General features: G+C 43.2%; 6 protein-coding genes and 1 pseudogene. All 7 read right to left on the bottom strand.

Annotation, left to right across the window (positions count from 1 at the left end; translation table 11 throughout):
• A partial coding sequence (locus C505_RS0118410) for a transposase (RefSeq protein WP_018694110.1) occupies window positions 1-216 on the bottom strand: 216 nt, incomplete at its 3' end.
• 66 nt (window positions 217-282) lie between these two features.
• On the bottom strand, window positions 283-1,206 hold the full coding sequence (locus C505_RS0118405; RefSeq protein WP_018694109.1) for a transposase: 924 nt from the start codon (window positions 1,204-1,206) through the stop codon (window positions 283-285).
• 239 nt (window positions 1,207-1,445) lie between these two features.
• Window positions 1,446-1,742 (bottom strand): hypothetical protein, encoded by a 297-nt coding sequence (locus C505_RS0118400; protein ID WP_018694108.1) that lies wholly within the window; start codon window positions 1,740-1,742, stop codon window positions 1,446-1,448.
• A 55-nt stretch (window positions 1,743-1,797) separates the two neighbouring features.
• Window positions 1,798-2,568, bottom strand: coding sequence for an aspartate/glutamate racemase family protein (locus C505_RS0118395; RefSeq protein ID WP_018694107.1), 771 nt, complete (start codon window positions 2,566-2,568; stop codon window positions 1,798-1,800).
• Window positions 2,565-11,417: a non-ribosomal peptide synthetase gene (locus C505_RS23900; protein ID WP_018694106.1), complete on the bottom strand. Its 8,853-nt coding sequence runs from the start codon at window positions 11,415-11,417 to the stop codon at window positions 2,565-2,567. Before C505_RS23900 ends, C505_RS0118395 begins: the two co-directional genes overlap by 4 nt.
• Before the next feature lie 11 nt (window positions 11,418-11,428).
• Window positions 11,429-21,832 (bottom strand): amino acid adenylation domain-containing protein, encoded by a 10,404-nt coding sequence (locus C505_RS0118385; RefSeq protein ID WP_407636619.1) that lies wholly within the window; start codon window positions 21,830-21,832, stop codon window positions 11,429-11,431.
• 117 nt (window positions 21,833-21,949) lie between these two features.
• Window positions 21,950-22,012, bottom strand: a pseudogene (locus tag C505_RS24995) (hypothetical protein); the annotation flags it as partial.
• Between the last annotated feature and the right edge of the window lie 27 nt (window positions 22,013-22,039).

Below are 22,039 nucleotides of genomic sequence, written 5' to 3'. Positions count from 1 at the left end.
TTCCGCGTACATTTTCTTGAGCCGTTTATTTTCTTCTTCCAATTCTTTTAACCGCTTCATGAGCGACGCATCCATCCCGCCGTATTTGGCTCGCCATTTATAAAAAAGAGCTGAACTCATACCATGCTCCCGACAAAGCTCAGGAACAGAAACACCATTTTCGTTTTGTTTGAGGATCGCGATGATCTGAGCATCGCTGAATTTAGATTTACGCATAGAAAACTCCTTTGTTATAGAGTACCGGAATTCTCTACTTAAAACCGCTACGATTTTTCGGGGGGATTACACAATAGCATGACTAAACTTCGTTTCTAATCGTGGAAGTGTTTGGAACAGTTGCTGTGTTGAAATGTTTAGCCTTTCTAAAATCGGTTTGACTTTTTCTGGAATAGCACCAGCTTTATCTGCTCTAAGAACTCGCCCTGCCCAATCAATAAATTCAAAATAGTCAATATCAATATAAGGAATAAAAGGGGGCGAGTATTCTTCGGATTGAAAGTTTGCTTTCATAAATGGCAGAAGCCTTGGTTTTAAAGGCTCTTGGTTTTCTGAAGACTGTTTTGTATACGATTGGATCCTGGTTTGTATAGACGTATATGATGATTCTTCAGGTGTTTGGGCTAAATTTGCTCTGATAGGGTTAAGGTCGACATAAGCCATACAAGTAAGGAGGGCTGACTCATCGAGGAGAGCCTGACTTTTAAAACGACCTTGCCAAAAGTGCCCCTTACAGCCATCTTCTTGATTCGACTTACGAGAGATATGTTCATTGATAATGCGCATAAACCAGCTGATACTATTGAGTCGTTGTCTATATATATTGAGGTACTTAGTTACAGTAGCTCTCTCTGCATTTGAGAGAAGGGCATCACCATATTGAAGCCAGAGGCGAACAAATCGATTTCCGTGGTATAGACGTAGCCAGTTTTGTGCAACTTCTAAATCAGAGAGTTTTTTGCAGCCATCTTCATTTACTCTTAAGGCCACATGAAAATGGTTACTCATCACAGCATAAGCACAAACATCAATTGCAAAAATAGATTCAGCAAAAGCAATCCGTTCGACTAACCACTGTTTACGATGGTTATATGCTTGACCTGTTACTGTATTTTCTCCGCATAAAAATGCACCGCGAACACAACGAGAAGTACAATGGTAATAAGGTGTTTGGGTGAGATCGATTTGGCTTTTCCTTGCCAGTGTCATGTTAATATCCGTTTGCTATCGAGGTTGTAATTTGTACATTACCAAGTTTTTTTCGGTGAAGCAATAGATTATTTTATAAAAGTAATATGACTGTCCAAGAATTTAATATGACTGTCCCATTAGAATCCTATGTGTCTAATGTAAAATTGTGCTGTTGAAACGAGATGAATGAAAAATCCGCACTTAGAAGTATCATTTTCAGAGCGCGGAATTGATAATAGAGATTTATTTAGATAAAACTATTGATGGTAACAAGATACGCTTTTTTCCTGATTTGAAACTACGCAATACTCAAAATAGTCATTGGTGCTGTCTGGATAACTTTTACCTTGCCTCGTTTTTATTTTGACATGTCCACTAAAATAAAGGTGTGTTGCTTCCTTATTTTCTTGGTTAAAATCGCTATTGATTTCTAGGGTATTGGTTGCTGCGATGTTCATGAAGTATCCACCATTATCGAGTTTAAACGTGGTCATTTCACCTGCGATGCTCATTGTACTAATCAGGTAAAATGCGAATACGATTCTCTTTATCATTGTTGTTCCCTTATACTTTATAAGTAAGCTTCAGAGTAAACTTGATAGGCTTAACCTAAGCTGAATCAATGGGATAAACATCCTTGCAAATATCGAGACAACCTTCGATAGCAAAGAATAATGGATCGAGGCAGCGAACATTCAATTGCCTCAAGGCGATAGATATTTCCGTACACCCAGCAAGTAAGTGATCATAATGAGCCTCTTCAGGGAGGTGATGTAGGATCGTATGTAATAAATCTTCAGCTTTTGATGTAATTCGACCAGGGGACGATTTTAAACCAAAGTCGGTGTTAAAAATGAGTTCATTCAGTTGTTCTTGAATCGAGTCTTTGGGCTGAGTCAGCTCATAATTGCGTGAACGAGAATGATCTTGGTAAACATGACTATGGACTGTTCCTGTTGTTCCCAACAGCATCACTTTTGACTGTCCTTTATTCTCTTTATTGTGAGTGTTATTGATTGCTCTCATAGGTGTAAATCTTTGTTCTATCATCTCACAGGCGTGTTGAACCAAGTTGAATAGTGGAATATTCACGTGTGACTGAATTGTGTCGAAATATGCATGGGCTGTATTACATAGAATGATGGCAAAGTCAGCCCCCATTCTTTCTAATTGCTGTAAAGATCGAACGATTTCGGGCACAGGTGTAGGACCTTGAGCAATCAGTGCCTGCACGCGGCAAGGCACTTGTGTGTTAGAAAATAAAATAACAGGTGGGTGGTCTTGGTCACGTTTGGCAGAATGATGCAAAGCGGTAAATTGTTGTAAAAAATAAGCACCGGTTTCTGGCCCCATACCACTTAAGATGCCTAAGGTTTTCATAACCGTTCTCCTGTTGGTTGAAGGTTTGTCAGAACTTGTGTCACACTTTCTGCCAGTATTTTCACATGGGGTTCAGATAGCATCGTAAGATGATTGCCCTCGGCTAAATGAAGTGTGACAGGACCCACTTTTTCCCAAGCAATCTTAGCTTCCAACTGTTTTTCATATGGCATTGATTGAGGAAGGTAAAGTTGAATAGGAATAGTGGATACGGCTTTTTCAATATAAGAGCAATTGGCCATATTATTTGCCTTAAATACACTTAAAATTCGGCTGACTTGCTGCGCGTCTGCATTTTCTGGTAAAAATTGTGAAGAAATTAAATATTGTTTAACAAGCTTTAACCGATCATGTTCTGGACATGCTGCGAGTTTCTCTTTCACATCAATAGAGCTCCTACCATGAAAATTTAAAGCACTCTCAGAGAGCTTGATTAGCCAGAGTAAATCATCCCACTCTAATGCATGTCTATCGCCAGTAAAAAATGGTAATCCATCAAAGATAATCAACGCTTGGACGACTTCACCTTCGTGCATCAATTGGTCGGCCATCTCAAGCCCAACTTTTGCTCCTAAAGAGTGCCCAGCAAGCACATAAGGTCCTGTCGGCTGAATCGTTCGTAGTTGTTGCAAATAGATTTCGGCAATTGACTCAATCTTATCCTCTGGTGCTTCATTCACTTCTAATGCGCGAGGTTGAAAAGCGTAAACAGGCTGTTCGTGGCTGAGATTTTTTGCAAGAAAGTTCAAATAAAACGCATGTCCCCCTGACCCAGGCAGGCAGAATAACGGAGTATAACTCCCTTGTTTACGCATGATAAGTACAGGTGTACACGCTGTAGTCGGCATATCAATATGTGTTGCGAGCGCTTCTATTGTTTGATGGTGGAATAAAGTCGATAGTGGAAAATCCTGTTCAAACATGACTTTCATTTTTGCTGTGATTTGCACAGCCAAGACAGAATTCCCACCAATATCGAAAAAGTTGTCCTGAACGCCGATAGCAGGTGCATTCAAAACTTCAGTCCAAAGGTTGATGAGCAATTGCTGGATTTGATTTGATGGGGGAGTATATCCTCTCGCTAAATCATGAGATGTATCCGGTTTTGGTAGTTGACCGCGATCTATTTTTCCATTGCGTGACAAGGGAAGTGAAGGTAATTCAATGATATGCTTTGGCACCATATAATTCGGTAAGCAGGAATTTAAGTAATCTTTGTATACTTCAGGATTCGGCTTATTTATTGAAGTGACTCTCGTTTGCAGCTGTTGTTCAGTAATTGCACCACCAACACATAAGTGAAGTAGTTCGTGATGGTGTCCCAAGTCAAAACGCTCAAGTAAGTCTGAGCAATCAATCCCCCCGATAGGACATAGACCAATCATCTCATCTGCTCCAGATTCCATGAGTAGTTGCCCCATATAGCCAGCCTCTAATAGGCAAAAGTCTCTTGCTTTATTGCCATAAATCGGCTGTATTGCATCCAAATCAGCGATGAAGAATAATGCGAATGCAGCTTGCTCGTAAATCATACGGTTTTGGCTGCCAAGCGGGCCAAACATACTTCCATGCAGTGGGGGTATGTGACTTGTTCGGATCAGTTTGTTTGCAGTTGGGTGAAGGTAATAGTTACCGCCCTCTAATCCTTCAATCCGTCCAGGCTGAATACACAGATAAATCTGTACAGGATAAAGATCCCCAGCTGAAGGATAACGATATTTAAAGAGTGATTCTTGAATACCAATGCCTTGCAGTGCATTCAGCCAATGATTAAACCTTATGAATGAAATCGGTTGAAGCGCATATTGACGATGACTTTGGCGTCTGAGATAGATGGTTCTAGAGTCAGTGTCTTGTTCTTTCAGTGAGACAGAAGTTTGTGCATTGAGATCTTGTCGAATACCCGGCTGGCTTAATTTATGTGCGATTCTATCTCCTTGTTCTACCAATACTGGACTTGAGATATTCTCAGATTGTTGTTTCTGAAAAGGAACAATATAGGCGATAAGTTGTTGTGACTGTCCCTCTCCAAAGATGTTGACACAGGCTTCTTTGATATCCCCATGCTGCTTGAGGTGCCATTCGACTTCTCCAAGCTCAATACGATGTCCTCTTAGTTTCACCTGTGAGTCTTCACGCCCTAAAAATTGAATATAGCCATCAGGGTGAAAGAAGCCGAGGTCACCAGTACGATATAGCCGTTCTTGTGTTTTAGGATGGCGGATAAATGACAGCTCTGTTTTTTGTTCATCCTGCCAGTAAAATTGAGCGAGACCAGCGCCACCAATGTATAAATGACCTGGAACCCAAGCAGGACAAGCATTCATATTTTCATCGAGAATATGAAAAGTCTGATTTGATAATGGTTTGCCATAGGGAATGCTCGTTGTGTATTGCTTTGATGCATCGATGGGGTGATAAATAGACCAAATTGCAGCTTCTGTAGCACCACCGAGGCTGACCATCTGTAAAGAAGGCCAAAGTATTTGCATGCGAGATGGAAGATCAACTGGGATCCAGTCACCACTCATCAACGACAAGCGAATAGAAGATGGGACAGTCACATTTGCTTGTGAACCCACGCTTGCTTCTGTGAGTGTATCTGTCAGCATTTGAGCAAGCGCTGGGACGGAATTCCAGATCGTGACATGATGCTGATGGCATAAATCAAGCCAATGGGTGGGTTCTCGCAACTGTTCAGGTGAAGGAAGAACAAGTGTGCCGCCCTGGCCCAGAACCCCGAAAATATCATACACCGATAGATCGAAGTTGAGGGCTGATAATGCAAGCACTGTATCTTTCTCTGAGACAAAAAAGCGTTGATTGATATCTTGGACCGTATTCGAGACACTTCGGTGATCCATCGCGACGCCTTTTGGCTGTCCTGTTGAGCCTGAAGTAAATATCACATAGGCAAGATCGCGATAAGATTGTGCTGTAGTAAGCGTAATCGAATGATTGGCAGCGCCTTCTGTTAATTGTTCAACTGTAAAGGCTTCTGTTTTATTCGGCCAGTGGTACGTTAAATATTCTTCCTGCGTCAAAACATATTGAATATCACAAGCGCCTAATAATTGATGTAACCGTTTTTCCGGCACATTTGGGTCAATAGGCACATATACTGCGCCGGAAGAAAGGATCCCTAGTACGGATACAATCTGTTGCCAGCCTTTATGCATCACAATACCGATACACTGATTGGGCCTGACACCCATATCAAATAACTGCTGACCAACTTTGGAAGCCATTTTCCCAAGTGCTTGATAACTGACCGTTCTTTCTTGAGAGATCACAGCGGGTTTATCTTCAAGCGTTTGGCACTGCGTTAGAACAGGGATATGTAGGAGTTGAGGTTCTATTGTACGTTCTGTTTGGTTGAATAACTGTCTTGCGACCCACTGCTCAGCTGGAAGAAATTGTCGGTAATTTTTCTGCCCCCAATTTGTGTGTTCATCTGCAAGATGGTTCAACAGGGTACAGTAAGCTTCAAACATGTCATCAATCATACCCCTTGGAAATAATTCAGGAATAAAGTCCCAATCGAGACATAAAGCGCCATCTCTTTCCGTCACTTTATGATCAAGCCAGACTTGTGGTGTCTGAGTAATGCTATAAACACAATCGCCAATCGGTTGTGGCCCATTTGCGTGTTGTTTTGGTAACGCGAGTGTACTGGTAAAAACAATGGGCATGTTGATAGCTTGTCCCGGGTTTCTTTTTCTGATTTCACGCAGAATAGTGATGCCATTGACATCACGGTGATCTAAGTCGCGCCATAGCTGTTGTTGAACCTTCTGTGCATGTTCAGAAAAAGATTTACTCTGGCTGACATCAACAGCGAGCAATAGCAGCGAGGTAAAATCACCAATGACCTGATGGATTTCTGGATGAATTTGTGGTCGATGGAAGAAAGTCAGGTTTAAGGTAAATTGTTTTTCTTTGCTCCAATAGGCCAGAATTTCGGAAAAGGCGGCCAACAAAATCCCTGAAGGCGTAACACCGAGTTGATTTGCATGTTTTTGTATCTGCTGCCAACATTGCTTATTTAAAACGAAAGCCCGCCTTTGGAAAGTTGGACTTTCCAGTGAAGCAGGCGATTTCGCTAATGGAAGTTCAGGCGCTGGTGGGATTGATTCAATGCGATTCAGCCAATATTGAAGTGAACACTGATAAGATTCTGACTTTTGCCAAGCGGACTCTGCAACGACATAATCTCGGAAAGAAAGCGTGAGTGTCGGGAATTGTTTCTCTGGTTGATGGTATCTGGCAAATAGTTCATTGATGAAAATGCGCATACTCCAGGCATCACCCCATAATGCATCGATACTGATATGTAAACGGGTCAATAATTCTGTTAAACATGTCGCATGGACCTCAAATAGCTGGTCATTTTCAACATCGAGCATTTGATGTGACATTCGATGGCGTATTTTTTGGATTTCATTTTCTCTATGTTTATCTGATAAACGCCGGCAGTCTGTGACTGGAATTTCATATGGAGCACATTGCTCGCGAATCTGTTGTTCTCCACTTGGCAGAACCACCATCCGAAGCATTGGGTGTCTATCAATCACACCGTTCCAGGCTTGCTTAAACCGCGATAAGTCTAGATGAGGACAGTCCACTTCGATATAGCCATGTGTCGCAACATTTCCAAGTTCGAAGAGTTGACTTCGGCCCAACCAGTAGGCTTGTTGGATTTCTGTGAGTGGGAATGGTCGAAATCTGTTTTCAGGATCTGGTTCGATTTCTGGTCGACTGACGATTTGAGTTTGTTGTGGATCACGGCGATAGTTTTCGATCTGAATAGCCAAAGATTCGATATTTGGGTGATCGAATAACACATTGAGTGGGAGCTTCACTGCAAATCGAGCCTGGATTTGCGAGATCAGTTGCGTTGCTAGAAGTGAGTGGCCACCCAGCTCAAAAAAGCTGTCTTTGATCCCAAGCTGTGAGGATGCTTCAAGCTTTAATATTTTTTGCCAAATCGCGACAAGAATCTGATGCTCCGGTGTTTGAGGAGGATGATAAGGGCGTTGGTTTTTTGCATGAGTTTGTTGCTCCAATTGCTTTTGATCAACTTTACCATGTGCAGTAAGCGGTAGGTGACTAAGAAATGAATATTGCTGAGGTAGCATAAACGAAGGAAGTTGTTGTTGCAGTGTAAGCTCAATATCCTTTTGAAGTAACATCAGGCTTTGCCAGCGGGGCTGTTGATTGCAACTTTTTAATTGCACATCTCTTTGGTGGCGCTTCGCATATAAGTTGTATAATTTTGTATTTTTTAAGTCTTCAGGTGCTTCAATATGCACGACAAAACCTTGTTCCTTCAATATATTTGTGACAGATGATAAACGTCCTTTCTCATCATGAACCTCAATGATCAATTGCTGGATCAGAGGCCAGTGCTCTGAGCGAATGCCGCTGAGTACATCCATTTCGCATTTTTCGACATCAATTTTGAGTAGATCGATTTTCGAAATAGCGTGTTGATCAATCACTTCGGATAACGCGATAAAATCGACATCAAATGTGACTGTTTCTAAAGCTTCAGCAAGTTGTGACTCTAGAAATTGATCTGTTAACGTCTCTGCGATGTCAGGTTGCATCTGACGGAGGTTTTCGGTGTATGTCTGGATTGTTTGTTTGACTTCAATGACATCTGAGTCACGACCCGAGAGAATCGAGAACTCAGGATAATGGACAATCGTATCCCGAGCATGTTTTGCGCCTACTCCACACTGATACAATATGGCATTCAAGCCATGTAAGCTGGTGTTGGCTTGAAGCAACTCGTAAACCACAGGCACTGGCTCAAAAGCATATAATGTTAAATCATGCTGGCATTGCTGGTCTGCAAATAAAGAAAACATGCCGATATTCGCACCGACATCAAAGATACAATCGCCAGGCCTCATTGTGATACCGTGCTTGAGATACGTTTTCTCAGAGAAGATTTCCTCATAGAGAAAATGGGTCTCTTTGGCATTCACCTGAGCGATTGACATCCCATTTGGTAGATGAGTGAGGGCATCAGCCACTTGCGTATTTCGCTCTTGTAGCTGAACTTGTGCATAGGGGATAGGTGCTTCTTGTTCACAAGGACAAATATAAGCCTGAATAGATGACTGTCCCATTTTATCTTGCTGGATGGTGACAAAGGCAGATGCGATGCCAGGATGCTGTTTGAGTTTGGCTGCCACTTCTCCGAGCTCAATACGGTAACCACGAACTTTGACTTGGTCATCATTGCGGCCCAAATAGTCGAAGCGTCCTGTATTGGCGCTTCGTCTTGCCAGATCACCGCTTCGATAATATCGACTACCATCAGGCATCGTGATGAATCGTTCTGAATTGAGATCAGGACGGTTATGATAGCCACGAGCAACACCTGCACCTTTGACATAAATCTCGCCAATCATGCCATCGGGAAGCGGGTTTTTATCCTGATCACACAATTGAATTTTTAAATCTGGGATAGGAATGCCGATATCACCAGTCGGTAAACTGGTCGCATCAATGGGGGCATAAGTGACATGAACCGTGGTTTCTGTGATCCCATACATATTGATCAATTGCGGTGACTTGTCTCCATATTTGGAAAACCATGCTTTGAGCATTGTTGTATCAAGGGCTTCACCACCAAAAATCACATATCGTAAATAGTGTTGAAGTGAGGCACCCTTAGATTCAGCAATCAAAGACTGAAATGCACCGGGTGTTTGATTCAGGACAGTCACATGTTGCGTGCAAATGCATTGATAGAACAAAGATGGATCCCGAGCCATATCATGAGGGATGGCGACCAGACGTCCGCCATGCAAGAAAGCCCCCCATATTTCCCAAACAGAAAAGTCAAAAGCAATAGCATGAAACTGACTCCAAACATCCTGCTCATTGAATTGGAACCAATGTTGCGTTTGTTCAAATAACCGAGATACCTGCTGATGCTCAACGAGAACCCCCTTTGGTTGCCCAGTTGAGCCAGACGTATAGATCATATACGCCAAGTCATTTGGGGTTGCCTTGTGATTTGGATTGCTAATCGGGTAGCTATCCAGCTTGGTTTTTATCTCTGAGTACACCAAAAACTGTTGATCTGAATCTTGGCCAATTGCAACAGATCCACTGTCGCAGAATATATAGTCCACATTGCTATCTTTCAGGATGAATTCAATGCGCTCTATTGGGTAGTTGGGATCGATGGGAACGTAAGCACATCCAGCTTTGAGGATCCCGATGATACAAATATATGCATCTATGGAAGGAGACATCATCAGACCAATCATCATTGAAGGCTTGCCTGACTTTGCTTCTTGTAGATGGTTTTGTTGGCGCATGTGAAGATAATGGGCCAACTGATTTGCATACAGATTCAGTTCTGTATAAGAGACTTCTCGGAATGTGCCACCAATCGGCTCACTGACAGCAATATGATCTGCACGAATAGTGACTTGTGCCTCAAACTGCGCAATGAGTGTTTTTTGTGGTGCTCTATGTTCTTTGATGCTGGGTGAGCATGTAGGGGGTAATAGTGACAATTGACTGATAGAAAGTGATTTCTGGACAGTCATATTCTCGAGCAATTGTGACAAGTTGTTTGCAAACTGTTCGAGTGTGTCTAAGGCAACTTTAGATGTGTCGAAATAATACCGGACTTCGATTTCTTCTCCTGGGCGGACTGCGATCGTGAGCGGAAAATTGGTTTGTTCATGGACTTGATGTGTTTGAACGGTCAGATTGCCTGCAATTTTCTGGTTGAGAGCGGCTTCATCTAGAGGAAAATTCTCAAATACGAGCAGTGTATCGAATAACAGATTCGCCTGGGACGAAGCGGTTTGTATATCACTTAAGGAAAAATAGCTGTACTGCTCTATGGTTTGTTGATGTGCCTGAACATCACGGAGCCAATCTTGAAGGGGTTGAGCTGGGTCAAATTGAAAGCGAGCAGGGAGAGAATTAATAAATAATCCAATCATCTGCTCTACACCTGGAAGCGTTGCTGGTCTTCCCGATACCGTTACGCCTAGAACGACATCATTGCTCCGGGTATATCGACTAAGCAAATAAGCAACAGCAGCTTGAAACACAGTATTCAATGTCACTCGTGCTTCTTTCGCGAGTTGTATCAATGATTGGCTAAGCCGCTTTGAAATGACAAAAGGCTTGTTTTGGTAATGTCCACTTGAAGTCGTGACTGTAGGAAAGTGGCTGATCAGTTGTGTTGGCTCTTTCACATCCTGCAACTGTGCTGCCCAAAACCGGGTTGCTTTGGTATGATCTTGTTCATTGATCCAAGCAATATAATCCCGATAAGCACGTTGCTGGCTCACGTGTGGTTGTATCTGCTCAACTGGATGAGTCGCGTAAAAGTTATAGTGCTGAATTAATTGCTGGATCAACATCGGGACGCACCAACCATCCAGTAATATATGATGATGTGTCCAGATAAGGTATGCATCTGACTCGGAAGTTTTAATCAAAGTGACACGCATCAAAGGTGCTTGATCAAGTTCAACCCCTGTTTTGACGTCATTCGCAAGAAAATGTTCTAAATCTTGGGCCTGCTCCCGCCAATCCAAAACGAGCCATGGAACTTCGATCTGCTTTTTGACAACTTGCAGTGGCTTTTCGAGTCCTTCCCAATAAAAACCAGTTCGTAATATGGCGTGATGATCCATCAGCAATTGCCATGCTTTTTCTAAAGCAAACTCAGAAATATCGCCGTGAAGCTGATAGCAGAATTGTTCAACAAAAACGCCGGAATTTGGGGCACGAAGCGACTCATATAAAATTCCGTGCTGCAAAGGTGAGAGTGGGTACGCGTCTTGGACATTGTCTAATTTCATGAAGATTGTCCTTATGATTGGTCAAGCAATTGAGCAAGCTGGTTGAATGATGCTTCATCCAACTCGGCAAGTTGAAAGTCGCTTGGTGTGAATTCTTGAGATCCACTTGCCATGCAGTGATGAATGATCCGTTCCAAATGCAGGATAAAATCATTCGCAAATTGACTGATACATGCGGATGAAAACTGTAATTGACTGAAATCCCAATGGATAGTGAGTTGGTCTTCATTTACGAGGGCATTGATTTGTAGGCCATAGTATCTCGGATGCAATGAGGATTGCATTCGTCCTGCTGAGAAGTTTGAGCCACCACGGATCAGCGTGTTCTGTGTCTCTTCCGCGTGATCAAGTTGTCCTAAGTAGTTAAACACAATCGGGCTTGTCGGTGTCTGAGCAAGCTCAGCGACTTGCATCAAGTATTTCAAAATCCCAAATCCGATACCATGGTGAGGGACTTGTCGATGCGTCTCTTTGATGCGTTGAATCACATGAGGAATGTCAGCACGGTCACAGCACAACCGAATCGGATAAACACTGGTAAACCAGCCAATTGTGCGAGATAGATTGACTCGATCTTCGGCAAACTGACGTCCATGAGACTCCAAGTCAAGCCGGATCTCATTCGCTTTGAACCACGGCGTTAACGTCAGCCACAATGCACTCAAGAGAAGGTCTTCGATATGAGTCTGGTAACGAGTATGAGCACCCTGGAGTAATTGATGGGTCAGTTGATCAGGCAGTTTCACTGTACAACGTGCTGTTGAACTTACAACGGGATGCTCCGGCGCATTTTTTGTTTCATATGGCATCGGGTAACAGGGTTCTTTCAGCGTATTGAGCCAGTAGGGAAGTTCTTGCATAAACATATCGGCATGGGACTGAATGTTCATACAATTCACCCAATCTCTACAGGAACTTGTTTTTGCGCTCAACTGAGGTGCTTTTCCATGACAAAGGTCTTGATAGGTTTTGGATAGATCCTCAAAAAGAATGCGCCAAGATACACCATCAACGACTAAGTGGTGGATCACCCAGTGGACGAGAATGGTATTGTCTTCTGAGCAACGAATCACGGTCAGTTGATTAGTGATCCCTGCTTGAATATTGAGATTTTGCTGTTTTTCCTCAACAAGTTGTGAGACCTTCTCGGCGTCAGAAGGATCACCTTCAAGCCAGTACTCATGAAACATATGTTCAATGTTTGAACGGAATGACTCCCAAGGAAGATACTCCTGCGCTGGAATCGTCTTTTTTGGGTAGAAACATGCACGCAAAGCATCATGGTGCTTGAGCAAAATAATAAACGCTTGTTTGAAGTGCTCTATTTGTAGATCTGAAGTCACCTCAAACAGCATTGCTTGATTATAATGATTTCGCTGCTGCTCATATTGTTCAAAGAAACGACATTGAATCGGGGAAAGCGGTATCACCCCTGTGACTTCTCCTTGATTGGTTTCTGCTTGTTCAACGGGGATGGCCACTTGTGCTAATGCGGCGACAGTTTGTTGAGAGAAGATTTGTTTAGAAGTGATCTTAATCCCAACATCCCGAGCACGAGCAGTGATCTGGATTGAGATAATTGAGTCGCCACCGAGATCGAAGAAGTTATCATGAATACTGAGTGAGCGATGACGAAGCACGCTTTGCCAAATATCAAGTAGTGCTTTTTCAGTCTCTGTTGTAGGCTCAGTTGTTGAATGGTTGTTTTGTTCAGGCGTTGGTAATGCGTGACGATTAATTTTACCATTCGCATTGAGTGGCAAAGCTGGAAGCGCCATGAATGATACCGGGATCATATACGCAGGCAATCGACTCTGTAGATATGACTTCAAAGTACTTTTTTTCTGCTCGGTCAGAGAATCTCTGTGATCATCGAAGACAAGGTAGGCGATCAGTTGTTGATGACCGAACTGATTTTTTTGGCAGTGCACAAAACTATGTTGTATGTCTGGATATTGATTCAGGTGATGTGTGATCTCATCCAGCTCTACTCGAAATCCTCTGATTTTTACCTGATCATCACGCCGACCAAGAAAGAGAATATCGCCAGATGGAAGATATTGTCCTAAATCCCCAGTACGGTAGATCATACCTGTACCAAAAGGATTCGGAATGATTGATGGTTGATCTGATTGAGGGGTTCCAAGATAGCCTGAGCAGACATTTTTCCCCCCAATCAACAGCTCTCCATGTTGACCAACTGGCGCTAAGTTTCCAGCCTGATTAACTATGTAGATCTCCGTGTTGGCGAGTGGTTTTCCAATGGCAATTTGCTGTTCATTTTGTTTTGCTGACAATGAATAGGTTGCGACGCCGATTGTTGTTTCTGTTGGGCCATAATGATTGTGGATGTGTAGAGAGGGTGATTTGCGTTGAATCGTTTGCACTAAGTTTGGCTTCAAAGACTCGCCACCAAATATCAAACCTTTTTGAGGAAGTAGTGCGACATCATGTTGCTCATCCCAAAGCGCAGCAAAGTGAGAAGGAACGATTTTCAAGTAATCCACTGGGTTTTCTGACAAGAATTCAGTGAGCGCAGCCGCATCCATGGCTGCGGATTCGGAGATCATCACAACACATCCACCCGTATATAGTGCTGGAAACAGCATGGTGTAGCCTAAATCGGCATTTGGTGTTGAGATCATGCCAAAACGCTGAGGTGATGAGGTTGATTCGAACCCAAATCGCTCAATCACTGCATTGATGTAGTTATGGAGTTGAGCATGTTGGACCTCGACACCTTTTGGTGTGCCAGTCGAGCCTGAAGTAAAGACGGTATAGGCTGCCTGTATTGAAGATACTGGACGCCATGACTGCATCCGTGCTCTTGCTGATGGATTGAGCGGCGGCAATGTCGTTGAGAGTGAAAACTCATTGAGTTGAAGTTTTTCGCCAATACCATGGGTTGGTACATGTGTGAGAACCCAACGCAATTGGGTTGCGTGGATCATAGACTTCAAACGTTTGACCGGCCAGTCTTTATCCAGTGGTATCAAGGAAGCACCAAGTTTGAGGATCCCCATTAGGCCAATGACAAACTCGATTGAACGTGTCATTGCAATGCCTACACGATCAGAGTGATCCAACCCAAGCTCTGTCAGCTGAAAAGCAAGTCGCTCTGATTGCTCATCGAGTTCTGCATAGGTGATTTTTTGGGACTGATCAATCACCGCGATTGCATCCGGTGTTTGTTGCGCCTTTAATCGAAATTGATCTGGAAATAGCGGATGTGAAGAAAAGTCGATGATGGTGCCTTTTGCAAAGGTGATAGCATGTTGTGCTTGTGTTTCATCGATAAGTGGTATTTGGCGAATGGGGGTGTCAAGTGCAACTTGTGTTAAGCCATTGAGAATCGATTCATATTGCTTGCACATGTGCAATACAGAGTCAGGTTTAAATTGAAAACTGTCATATGTAACCCGTAATTGAAGTTGTTGCTGAGATATACTTGTGACCAGTGTCATGGGGAAACTGGTTTCACTCGCAGCATTGACTTCTGTGATTTGAACACCAGGTGCAAATGACTGTTGGTTCAATACAGGATCAAAGGGCAGGTTTTCAAATATAAACAAGGTATTAAATAGCGCATCGGCACGGGACACGTCTGTGAGCGCAAAGATTTCATTCAAGGGAAGATCAGCATATTGATTACACTCAACCTGGTTGGCATGTCTTGTCTCAAGAAGCTCAGAAAGTGGCATATCCCAATCAATTTGAACCCGGGATGGTAATGTATTGATCATCAACCCGATAATCGAACCGACTTGCGGTAATTGCGCTGGACGTCCAGAAACCGTCGTCCCAAAGAGGACATCATTTTGTCCTGTATATTGACTGAGTAACAAAGCCCATGCACTTTGTAAGAGTGTATTTAGCGTGACACTTGCTTTTCTGGACTTGCTTTGTACGCTCTGTGTGAGTTCTTGAGAAATCAGATATTTAATTTCGATACATTGACGTGTATTGCGCTTGGATGCCACATCATTATTTATTCCACCACCATCAATCAAACCACGATCCAGTTTTAACTGAGTACTTGAATCAATCCCGTGCATCATTTGTTTCCAAAATGCTTTTGCAGGAGAAAAGTCTTGTTGGTGGCGCCAAGAGATATACTGTCGGTAAGGAACTGAAGGTGGTAGTTGGGCTGTGTTTGGCCCTTCACGGTATAGCTGGACGAATTCTTTAAACAAGATCGGGGTGCTCCAACCGTCAACCAGAATGTGATGGCAACTCCAAAGTAGCTCATATGCTTCTGGTGCAGTTTGGATAAGATAAAAACGCATCAATGGCGCCTTGGTTAGATCAAACCCGCGATTGCGCTCCCGCTGATGTAATTTTTGACGCTCTTGAGCTTGCTCTTCGAATGAGAGATGTTGCCAATCAATAGCATGACTGTCTGTTGGGAACCAGTTTATATTCGCTGTGGGAAGGACAATCTGATGTGGAAAGGGCAGATTTTCCCAGAAAAAGCAGCTGCGTAAGGCCGTATGACGATGAATCATTTGTTGCCAGCACTGCTGCACCTTTTCTCCATCCAGAGCACCTTGAAAGCGCAATGTGATGAGCTCGATATAAGCTGAAGAATCCGGCTGTTGTGTGGTTTCGAATAATAACCCTTCCTGCATAGGTGAAAGGCGGTAAACATCTTCTACTTCAGGAATATTCGACAGGAGACTTGTTAATGCGTCTTGGTTTAAATGGGCATCAGGAAAATCCGATGGCGTCCACTGTGGGACAGTCATGTTTTTACAGTGTGCAATAAAGTCCACGCATTGTTGTTCAATACATTTGAAAAGTGTACGAATTGTTTCAGCTTGATATAAACGATGACTATACCGCCAAGTAAACTGCAAGTTGTCATCCGAGAGTACTGCAGTGATGTGATGCTGGTACGGAAGCGCCTGATTTGGAGATTGTAATGGTCCAACTGACCAATTCAAAGGAATGAAATCGGCTGTTAAATTACCAGATGAGAAAGACGTTTTTTGTTGTCCCTGAAAATTAAAACAAACGGGTACATTTGGCGATACGTTTATTTTATCTGGCGTCAGATATTGTTGGATACCTTGGAGAAGTCTATGTTTTTGGGCTGTACGAAAGTTTTCCTTCCATGCCATGATTGATTGACTGTTTGCTTTCACAGCTTTGAATGAAATCGTATTGAGGCTCGTAAACCAGCCAACAGTTCGGCTCAAGTCAATCAAGTTGTCGGGATCTGCAAACGGGAGTTCATCCGGGTATCGGCCATGACCCTCAACATCAATGTGGCATGCTGGTTGATCGAAATAGGCCATGATGGCAGCACTCACACAATAAAGAGCAATTTCTTGCGGTGTCATGTGGTAGTACTGTTTCGCCAATTGGATCAGCTGCTGTGTCATATCTATGTTCAGTGAGAAGGGCTGCTCTCGAAGATATCTAGCTTGCTGACTATCCGGTAATCTAGGGTGATCCGACGGCAGTAGGTCTATTTGCTGCTCTATTTTCCATAAAAGTTCATGACTGTCCTGATTTGGCAGGGAATTTATGCTCTTGTGTCGAGCGCTTTGATGAAGTGCGTTTGACCAGCTTTGGATCGAGCTTGTTTTGTCGGGGAGTCTGACTTCTTTCTTGTCTTGGATCTGTTGATAAACGCAGAGAAAGTCTTGCTTGAGAATATCCCAGGAAACGGTGTCGACAAGTAGATGATGAATGGTCCAAAATAGAACAAGATTGTCTTGATCACGAAGAAGCAAACATCGCATCATTGGGCCATTGAACAAGTTGAAGCCATATTGTTTTTCAGCAATCGTGGACTCTACCCAGTGTTTAAACTCTTGCAAATTCGACGCTACACAAATCATCTGTTCAAGATGGAGGTAAATTGATAATGATTGCGTATTAGCCGATTGACCGAGATGTTGTTCCCAGCGACCAGAAACAGGGTTTTGTCTAAAATGCGAGCGTAATCCATCATGCAGATTGAGCAAGGCAATGAAGATGGATTGACAGGTTTCTATCGTCATATCTGCTGGGCAGCGCATCAAAACGGATTGATTAAAGTGATGGGGGTCTACCATCGTGTTTTCCAAATACCATGCTTGAATGGGCAGTACAGGGAATTGGCCAGTGATCTCCCCTTGCTCTGCTTGTAAAGACTCTCCCTGTGATCGTGCAGCAGCGGCTAATGCTGTGATTGTTTGATGAGAAAACAAATCTTTCGTCGTCAGAACAAGTCCTTGTTGATTCGCTCTCGATATCACCTGAATGGATAAAATCGAATCGCCACCAATATCAAAGAAATTATCATCTGTGCTCACTTCTGATTGGTGCAGTACATCTTGCCAGATGCGCAGTAAAATGGACTCTGATTCTGTCTTTGGTGTGAGAACAGGTCGTGTATTCGTTCGTGTATAAAAAGTTGGTAATGCTTTGCGATCAACTTTACCGTTGGGTGTCATGGGTAGTTTGTCTAACATGATATAGCCAGATGGCCGCATATACTCTGGCAGTTGTTGATCTACCATGACTTTAATTTGTGGTAAAACTTGTTGGCTCAATTTTCCAAGCAATGGGTGATTCGCAAATTGGGTGAGTGGGCGATTGGGCCCAGGTTTGGTTCGAAAATCTTGATGTTGAGCGAGTGCAATTGGATCACGGAGGAAGACAGCATCAACTTGGTCAAGTTGCCCAGTGATTGAAAACTGAATATTCAGTGTGTACCCACTGTTGAGAGCCAATTGATGGAGCGACTGAAAATCAGAGTTTGAATATGCCGATTGCGCTTTAGGACAGTCATGAATAGACTGCTTATCCTTTGCTTGTTGTATCCAGTTCATCCGGGCTGAATCTCTTTGGAGCCTAGGGTTTGTGAGGTGGCGGATCAAGATTTCATCGGCAATGGAATCATGGAGTATTTCAGCAATTTGACTGTCTGAAAGAGTTTGCCCATCATGGCTGTCGATGTCCCAATCTGGTTGTAACTGGGGCTCAAAATGTAAGATAGCCTGATAACGATACAGACTGAGTTCGTTGAGATAATTACCTGGCTTGATACTGTGGCTAAAATGACACGCTCTTGGAACAGATTGAGAGAAATGGAAGAAAAATTCTGGTGTGATCAACAACTCTTCTTCTTGCATCATGTGCAATTCTACACGTGGTTTAAGCTGGCTTACTGTGAGATTATCTTCTGCACGATAACATTGTATCGCGGTTTGAAGCATCTCAAAATGAGCAAGGCTTCGGATATCTCCAATAAAAATACGTCCTTTCTCTGCGACAAGTTCAGTCAGCCCACATAAGACCGTTTGTAGATAGTCGATAGAAGGAAAATATTGGATGACAGAGTTTAAAACGATCACATCATACCTACTTTCCTTCAATCCAGAAAAGTCATGGGCGAGCTGATGCTTTAAGGTGATATTGTTCAGGTCACTTTGGTTCTCGATTTGCTGCTGCAAACGCTCCAGCGCAGCTTTCGAAAGATCGGTGCCAGTATAAGACTTGCAGTGGTGGGCAATTTTATTGAGTAATAATCCAGCGCCACAACCAATTTCCAGCACATGTTTCGGATTGAATGGAAGAATAGATTGAACGGTTTCTTCTACCCAGGCTGTCATCTCTTGCTCTGGTAAAGGCTCTCCTGTAAAACTGCTATGCCAACCGAGGTAGGGAGAGTAATCCGTCTGGGCATATGTTGTCTCGAATAATGAGGACCAGTCATTCAGCCGACTATTATGTTGATCTTTTGTAGCTTTTGTAGGTGTTAAGTAGGCAACGAGCTGTTGCTGAGTGCTAGTCAATTGAGGTAATACGACCGCTTCTTGAATTTGTGGATGTTGTAGCAAGAGTTGCTGGATCTCATCTAATTCAATCCGAAATCCACGGACTTTGGTTTGTTGATCGCGCCGTCCCATAAAATATAGTGATCCATCGGCCATCACTTTGACGTCATCACCTGTCCGATAGACTTTTTCATCCGACCAAGGAATATCAACGAATGAACTTGCAGTTTTTTCTGGCAAGTTCAAATACCCAGTGGCTACACCTGCACCACCGATATACAGCTCCCCCCGCACATTTTTTGGGACAGGTTGTTGATATTCATCAAGAATATATAAGCTGACGTGTGGTAAAGGGTGACCGATTGAAACATGCTGCATATCCGGTCGACAACGTTGTATCGTTGCACAAACGGTTGCTTCAGTTGGTCCGTAGGCATTATAGAGCTTGATACGTTTTGACCAGATTTCTGCAATATCTTGAGGAAGCGTTTCACCAGCTGTAATGATTGTTTTCAGACTCTCAGGTGGTGTTTGAGGTAAATTTGCAAGAAAGCTTGGGGGGAGTGTGACATGGGAGACTTGGGCATTATTTATAATTTCCCAAAAAGAATGATCAGGAATGAGCTTGTCAGTTGAATGGATTGCTAAGCTGCCACCAGCACCAAGCGCCATTACGATTTCCCAAACCGCCGCATCAAAACTGAGTGGTGCAAATTGAAAGACGCGATCCGTCTGCGCAAGCTGAAATATTTCACGCTGAGCCATCATCAAGTGTGCCAGTCCTTTTTGTGTCAGTTGCACACCTTTTGGCTGTCCTGTAGAGCCGGATGTGTAAATGATATAGGCTATATCGTCCAAGGTTAATACAGGTTTATATTCAGCAGCATCAACATGTTGTTTTAAGTCAGCAATATCAATACTTGGAATCGTTTGTGAACAACATGAGTGCGTTTCATCATTGACAATGACAAATTGCAATTGTGCGTCATTCATCATGTATGCCAGCCTTGATGCTGGATAGCTCGGATCGAGAGGGACGTACACCAATCCAGCTTTGAATAAGCTCACGGCAGCAAGAATACTATCGACTCCTTTTGGAAGACAAACGCCGATATGACAGCCTTTAACAGCACCGTGATGATGAAGAGCCTGCATCACTTGATCACTTTGTTGACTCAACATTTGATACGAGATCCTTTCATCACCACATAAAATGGCGGTACTGTGTGGTGATATATGCAGCCAGTCGTTTAAGTAATCTGAAAACAATGGGGCAGCTTGATCGCATTGATGTTGGGCTTTCAACCCTTGAGTGAGAGCCTGCTTTTCCTTTTTGTTCAATATATCGAGTGCCAGCAAAGACATATGAGGATGGTGGAGCACAGACATCGCAAGTTGCTCAAAATGATGCTGCATGGATTCAATCGTACTGGGTAGGAACAAACTGGTTGAATATTCCCAAACACATTCCAAATCATCAGTGTGATCATACATCGATAAGAACAGGTCAAATTTGGAGGTTTGATTATCAATTGGTATTGCTTCAAGCCGGAGCCCTTGTAATTTCATTGGGGGTCTCGGGGCATTTTGAAGCGCAAAAGCAGTTTGGAAAACAGGCGCTTGATTCAACGAGCGCTCAGGTTGTAAGGCTTCTACCAGTTTTTCGAAAGGGAGATCTTGATGATCAAATGCTTGTTTCACAGTCTGGCTGACTTGGCTGAGAAATCCAGTAAAAGCTTGCTCTCCATCGATCTGTTGCCGAAAGGCAAGTGTGTTGACAAAAAAACCGATAAGTCGTTCGATATCAAGGTGATTTCGGTTGGCAATCGGCGAGCCAATCACAATATCATCTTGCTGTGAATAACGAAACAACAAGACATAGAACAAGCTCAGAAGTAATGTAAATAGTGTCACGCCATTATCATTCGCAAAGCGGCGCAGTTGTGTGGATAGTGCTTTTGAAAATCGAAAATAAACATGTGCACCTGAAAAGTTCTCTTTTTCAGGTCTTGAGTGATCAGTCGGTAGGCTGATCTGAGGTGGCGCATCTTGAAGTTGCTTTAGCCAAAATTCACGTTGAGAAGAGAGTTTTTTTCCCTGCATTTGATGCCGTTGCCAACAAGCATAATCTGCGTATTGAATCGGCAGCGGTGGTAAATGAGCGGCTTGTTGAGCAACCTCCGCAGCGTAAAATGCACGGATCTCATCGATAAGAACGCCTATTGACCAGCCGTCAGCTGCGATATGATGGATCAGGATAAATAAAACATGTTCTTCAGGCTGACATTGAAATAGCGTTGCTTTTAGCATTAAATCTTGCTGGAGATCAAATGTTGCCTGTAAGGCCTGTTGGATGTGTTGCTCAAGGATATCTGGCTGCTTTGCTTCATTAAATGAAGAGAGGTCAACCTGCGTGAGAGGAACTTGGACAAACTCGTCAATCACTTGAAAAGCTTCACCGTTATTCTCGCAGATCCGCGTTCGTAATATCTCATGGCGTTGCACAATATGTTGCAAGCTTTCTTGGAGTGCGGAAGTTTGCAGGTAACCTCGAAGGCGAATTGCACCGGAAATGTTATAAACAGGATGTGCGCCGATGAGTTGATCGATAAACCAAAGCCTTTGTTGGGCAAAAGATAACGGAATATGAGTCGGTCTTTGGCAGGAAATACCTTCTGCATCGACCCGCTTTTCTTGCGCTAAAGAAAGAAAACGAATGAGATCTTGTTTGCGTTCCCTGATCGCATTTTTCAATTCATCTGTGAGCATGCCTTCGTCGGCACGGAGCCTAAGTTTGTCCTCAATGAGGGAGATCCTGATCCCCATATTTTTGAGATGATGGATGAATTCAGC

Origin of the sequence: Algicola sagamiensis DSM 14643 (assembly GCF_000374485.1) — a bacterium.
In the GTDB taxonomy this organism is placed as follows: Bacteria; Pseudomonadota; Gammaproteobacteria; order Enterobacterales; family Alteromonadaceae; genus Algicola; species Algicola sagamiensis.
Note: the sequence above shows the minus strand (reverse complement) of the source record. Positions and strands in the feature narration are given on the sequence as shown.

Coding starts and splice junctions, on each gene's coding strand:
- C505_RS23900 (WP_018694106.1), bottom strand. CDS start 11,417: ATGAAATTAGACAATGTCCAAGACGCGTACCCACTCTCACCTTTGCAG.
- C505_RS0118395 (WP_018694107.1), bottom strand. CDS start 2,568: ATGAAAACCTTAGGCATCTTAAGTGGTATGGGGCCAGAAACCGGTGCT.
- C505_RS0118405 (WP_018694109.1), bottom strand. CDS start 1,206: ATGACACTGGCAAGGAAAAGCCAAATCGATCTCACCCAAACACCTTAT.
- C505_RS0118400 (WP_018694108.1), bottom strand. CDS start 1,742: ATGATAAAGAGAATCGTATTCGCATTTTACCTGATTAGTACAATGAGC.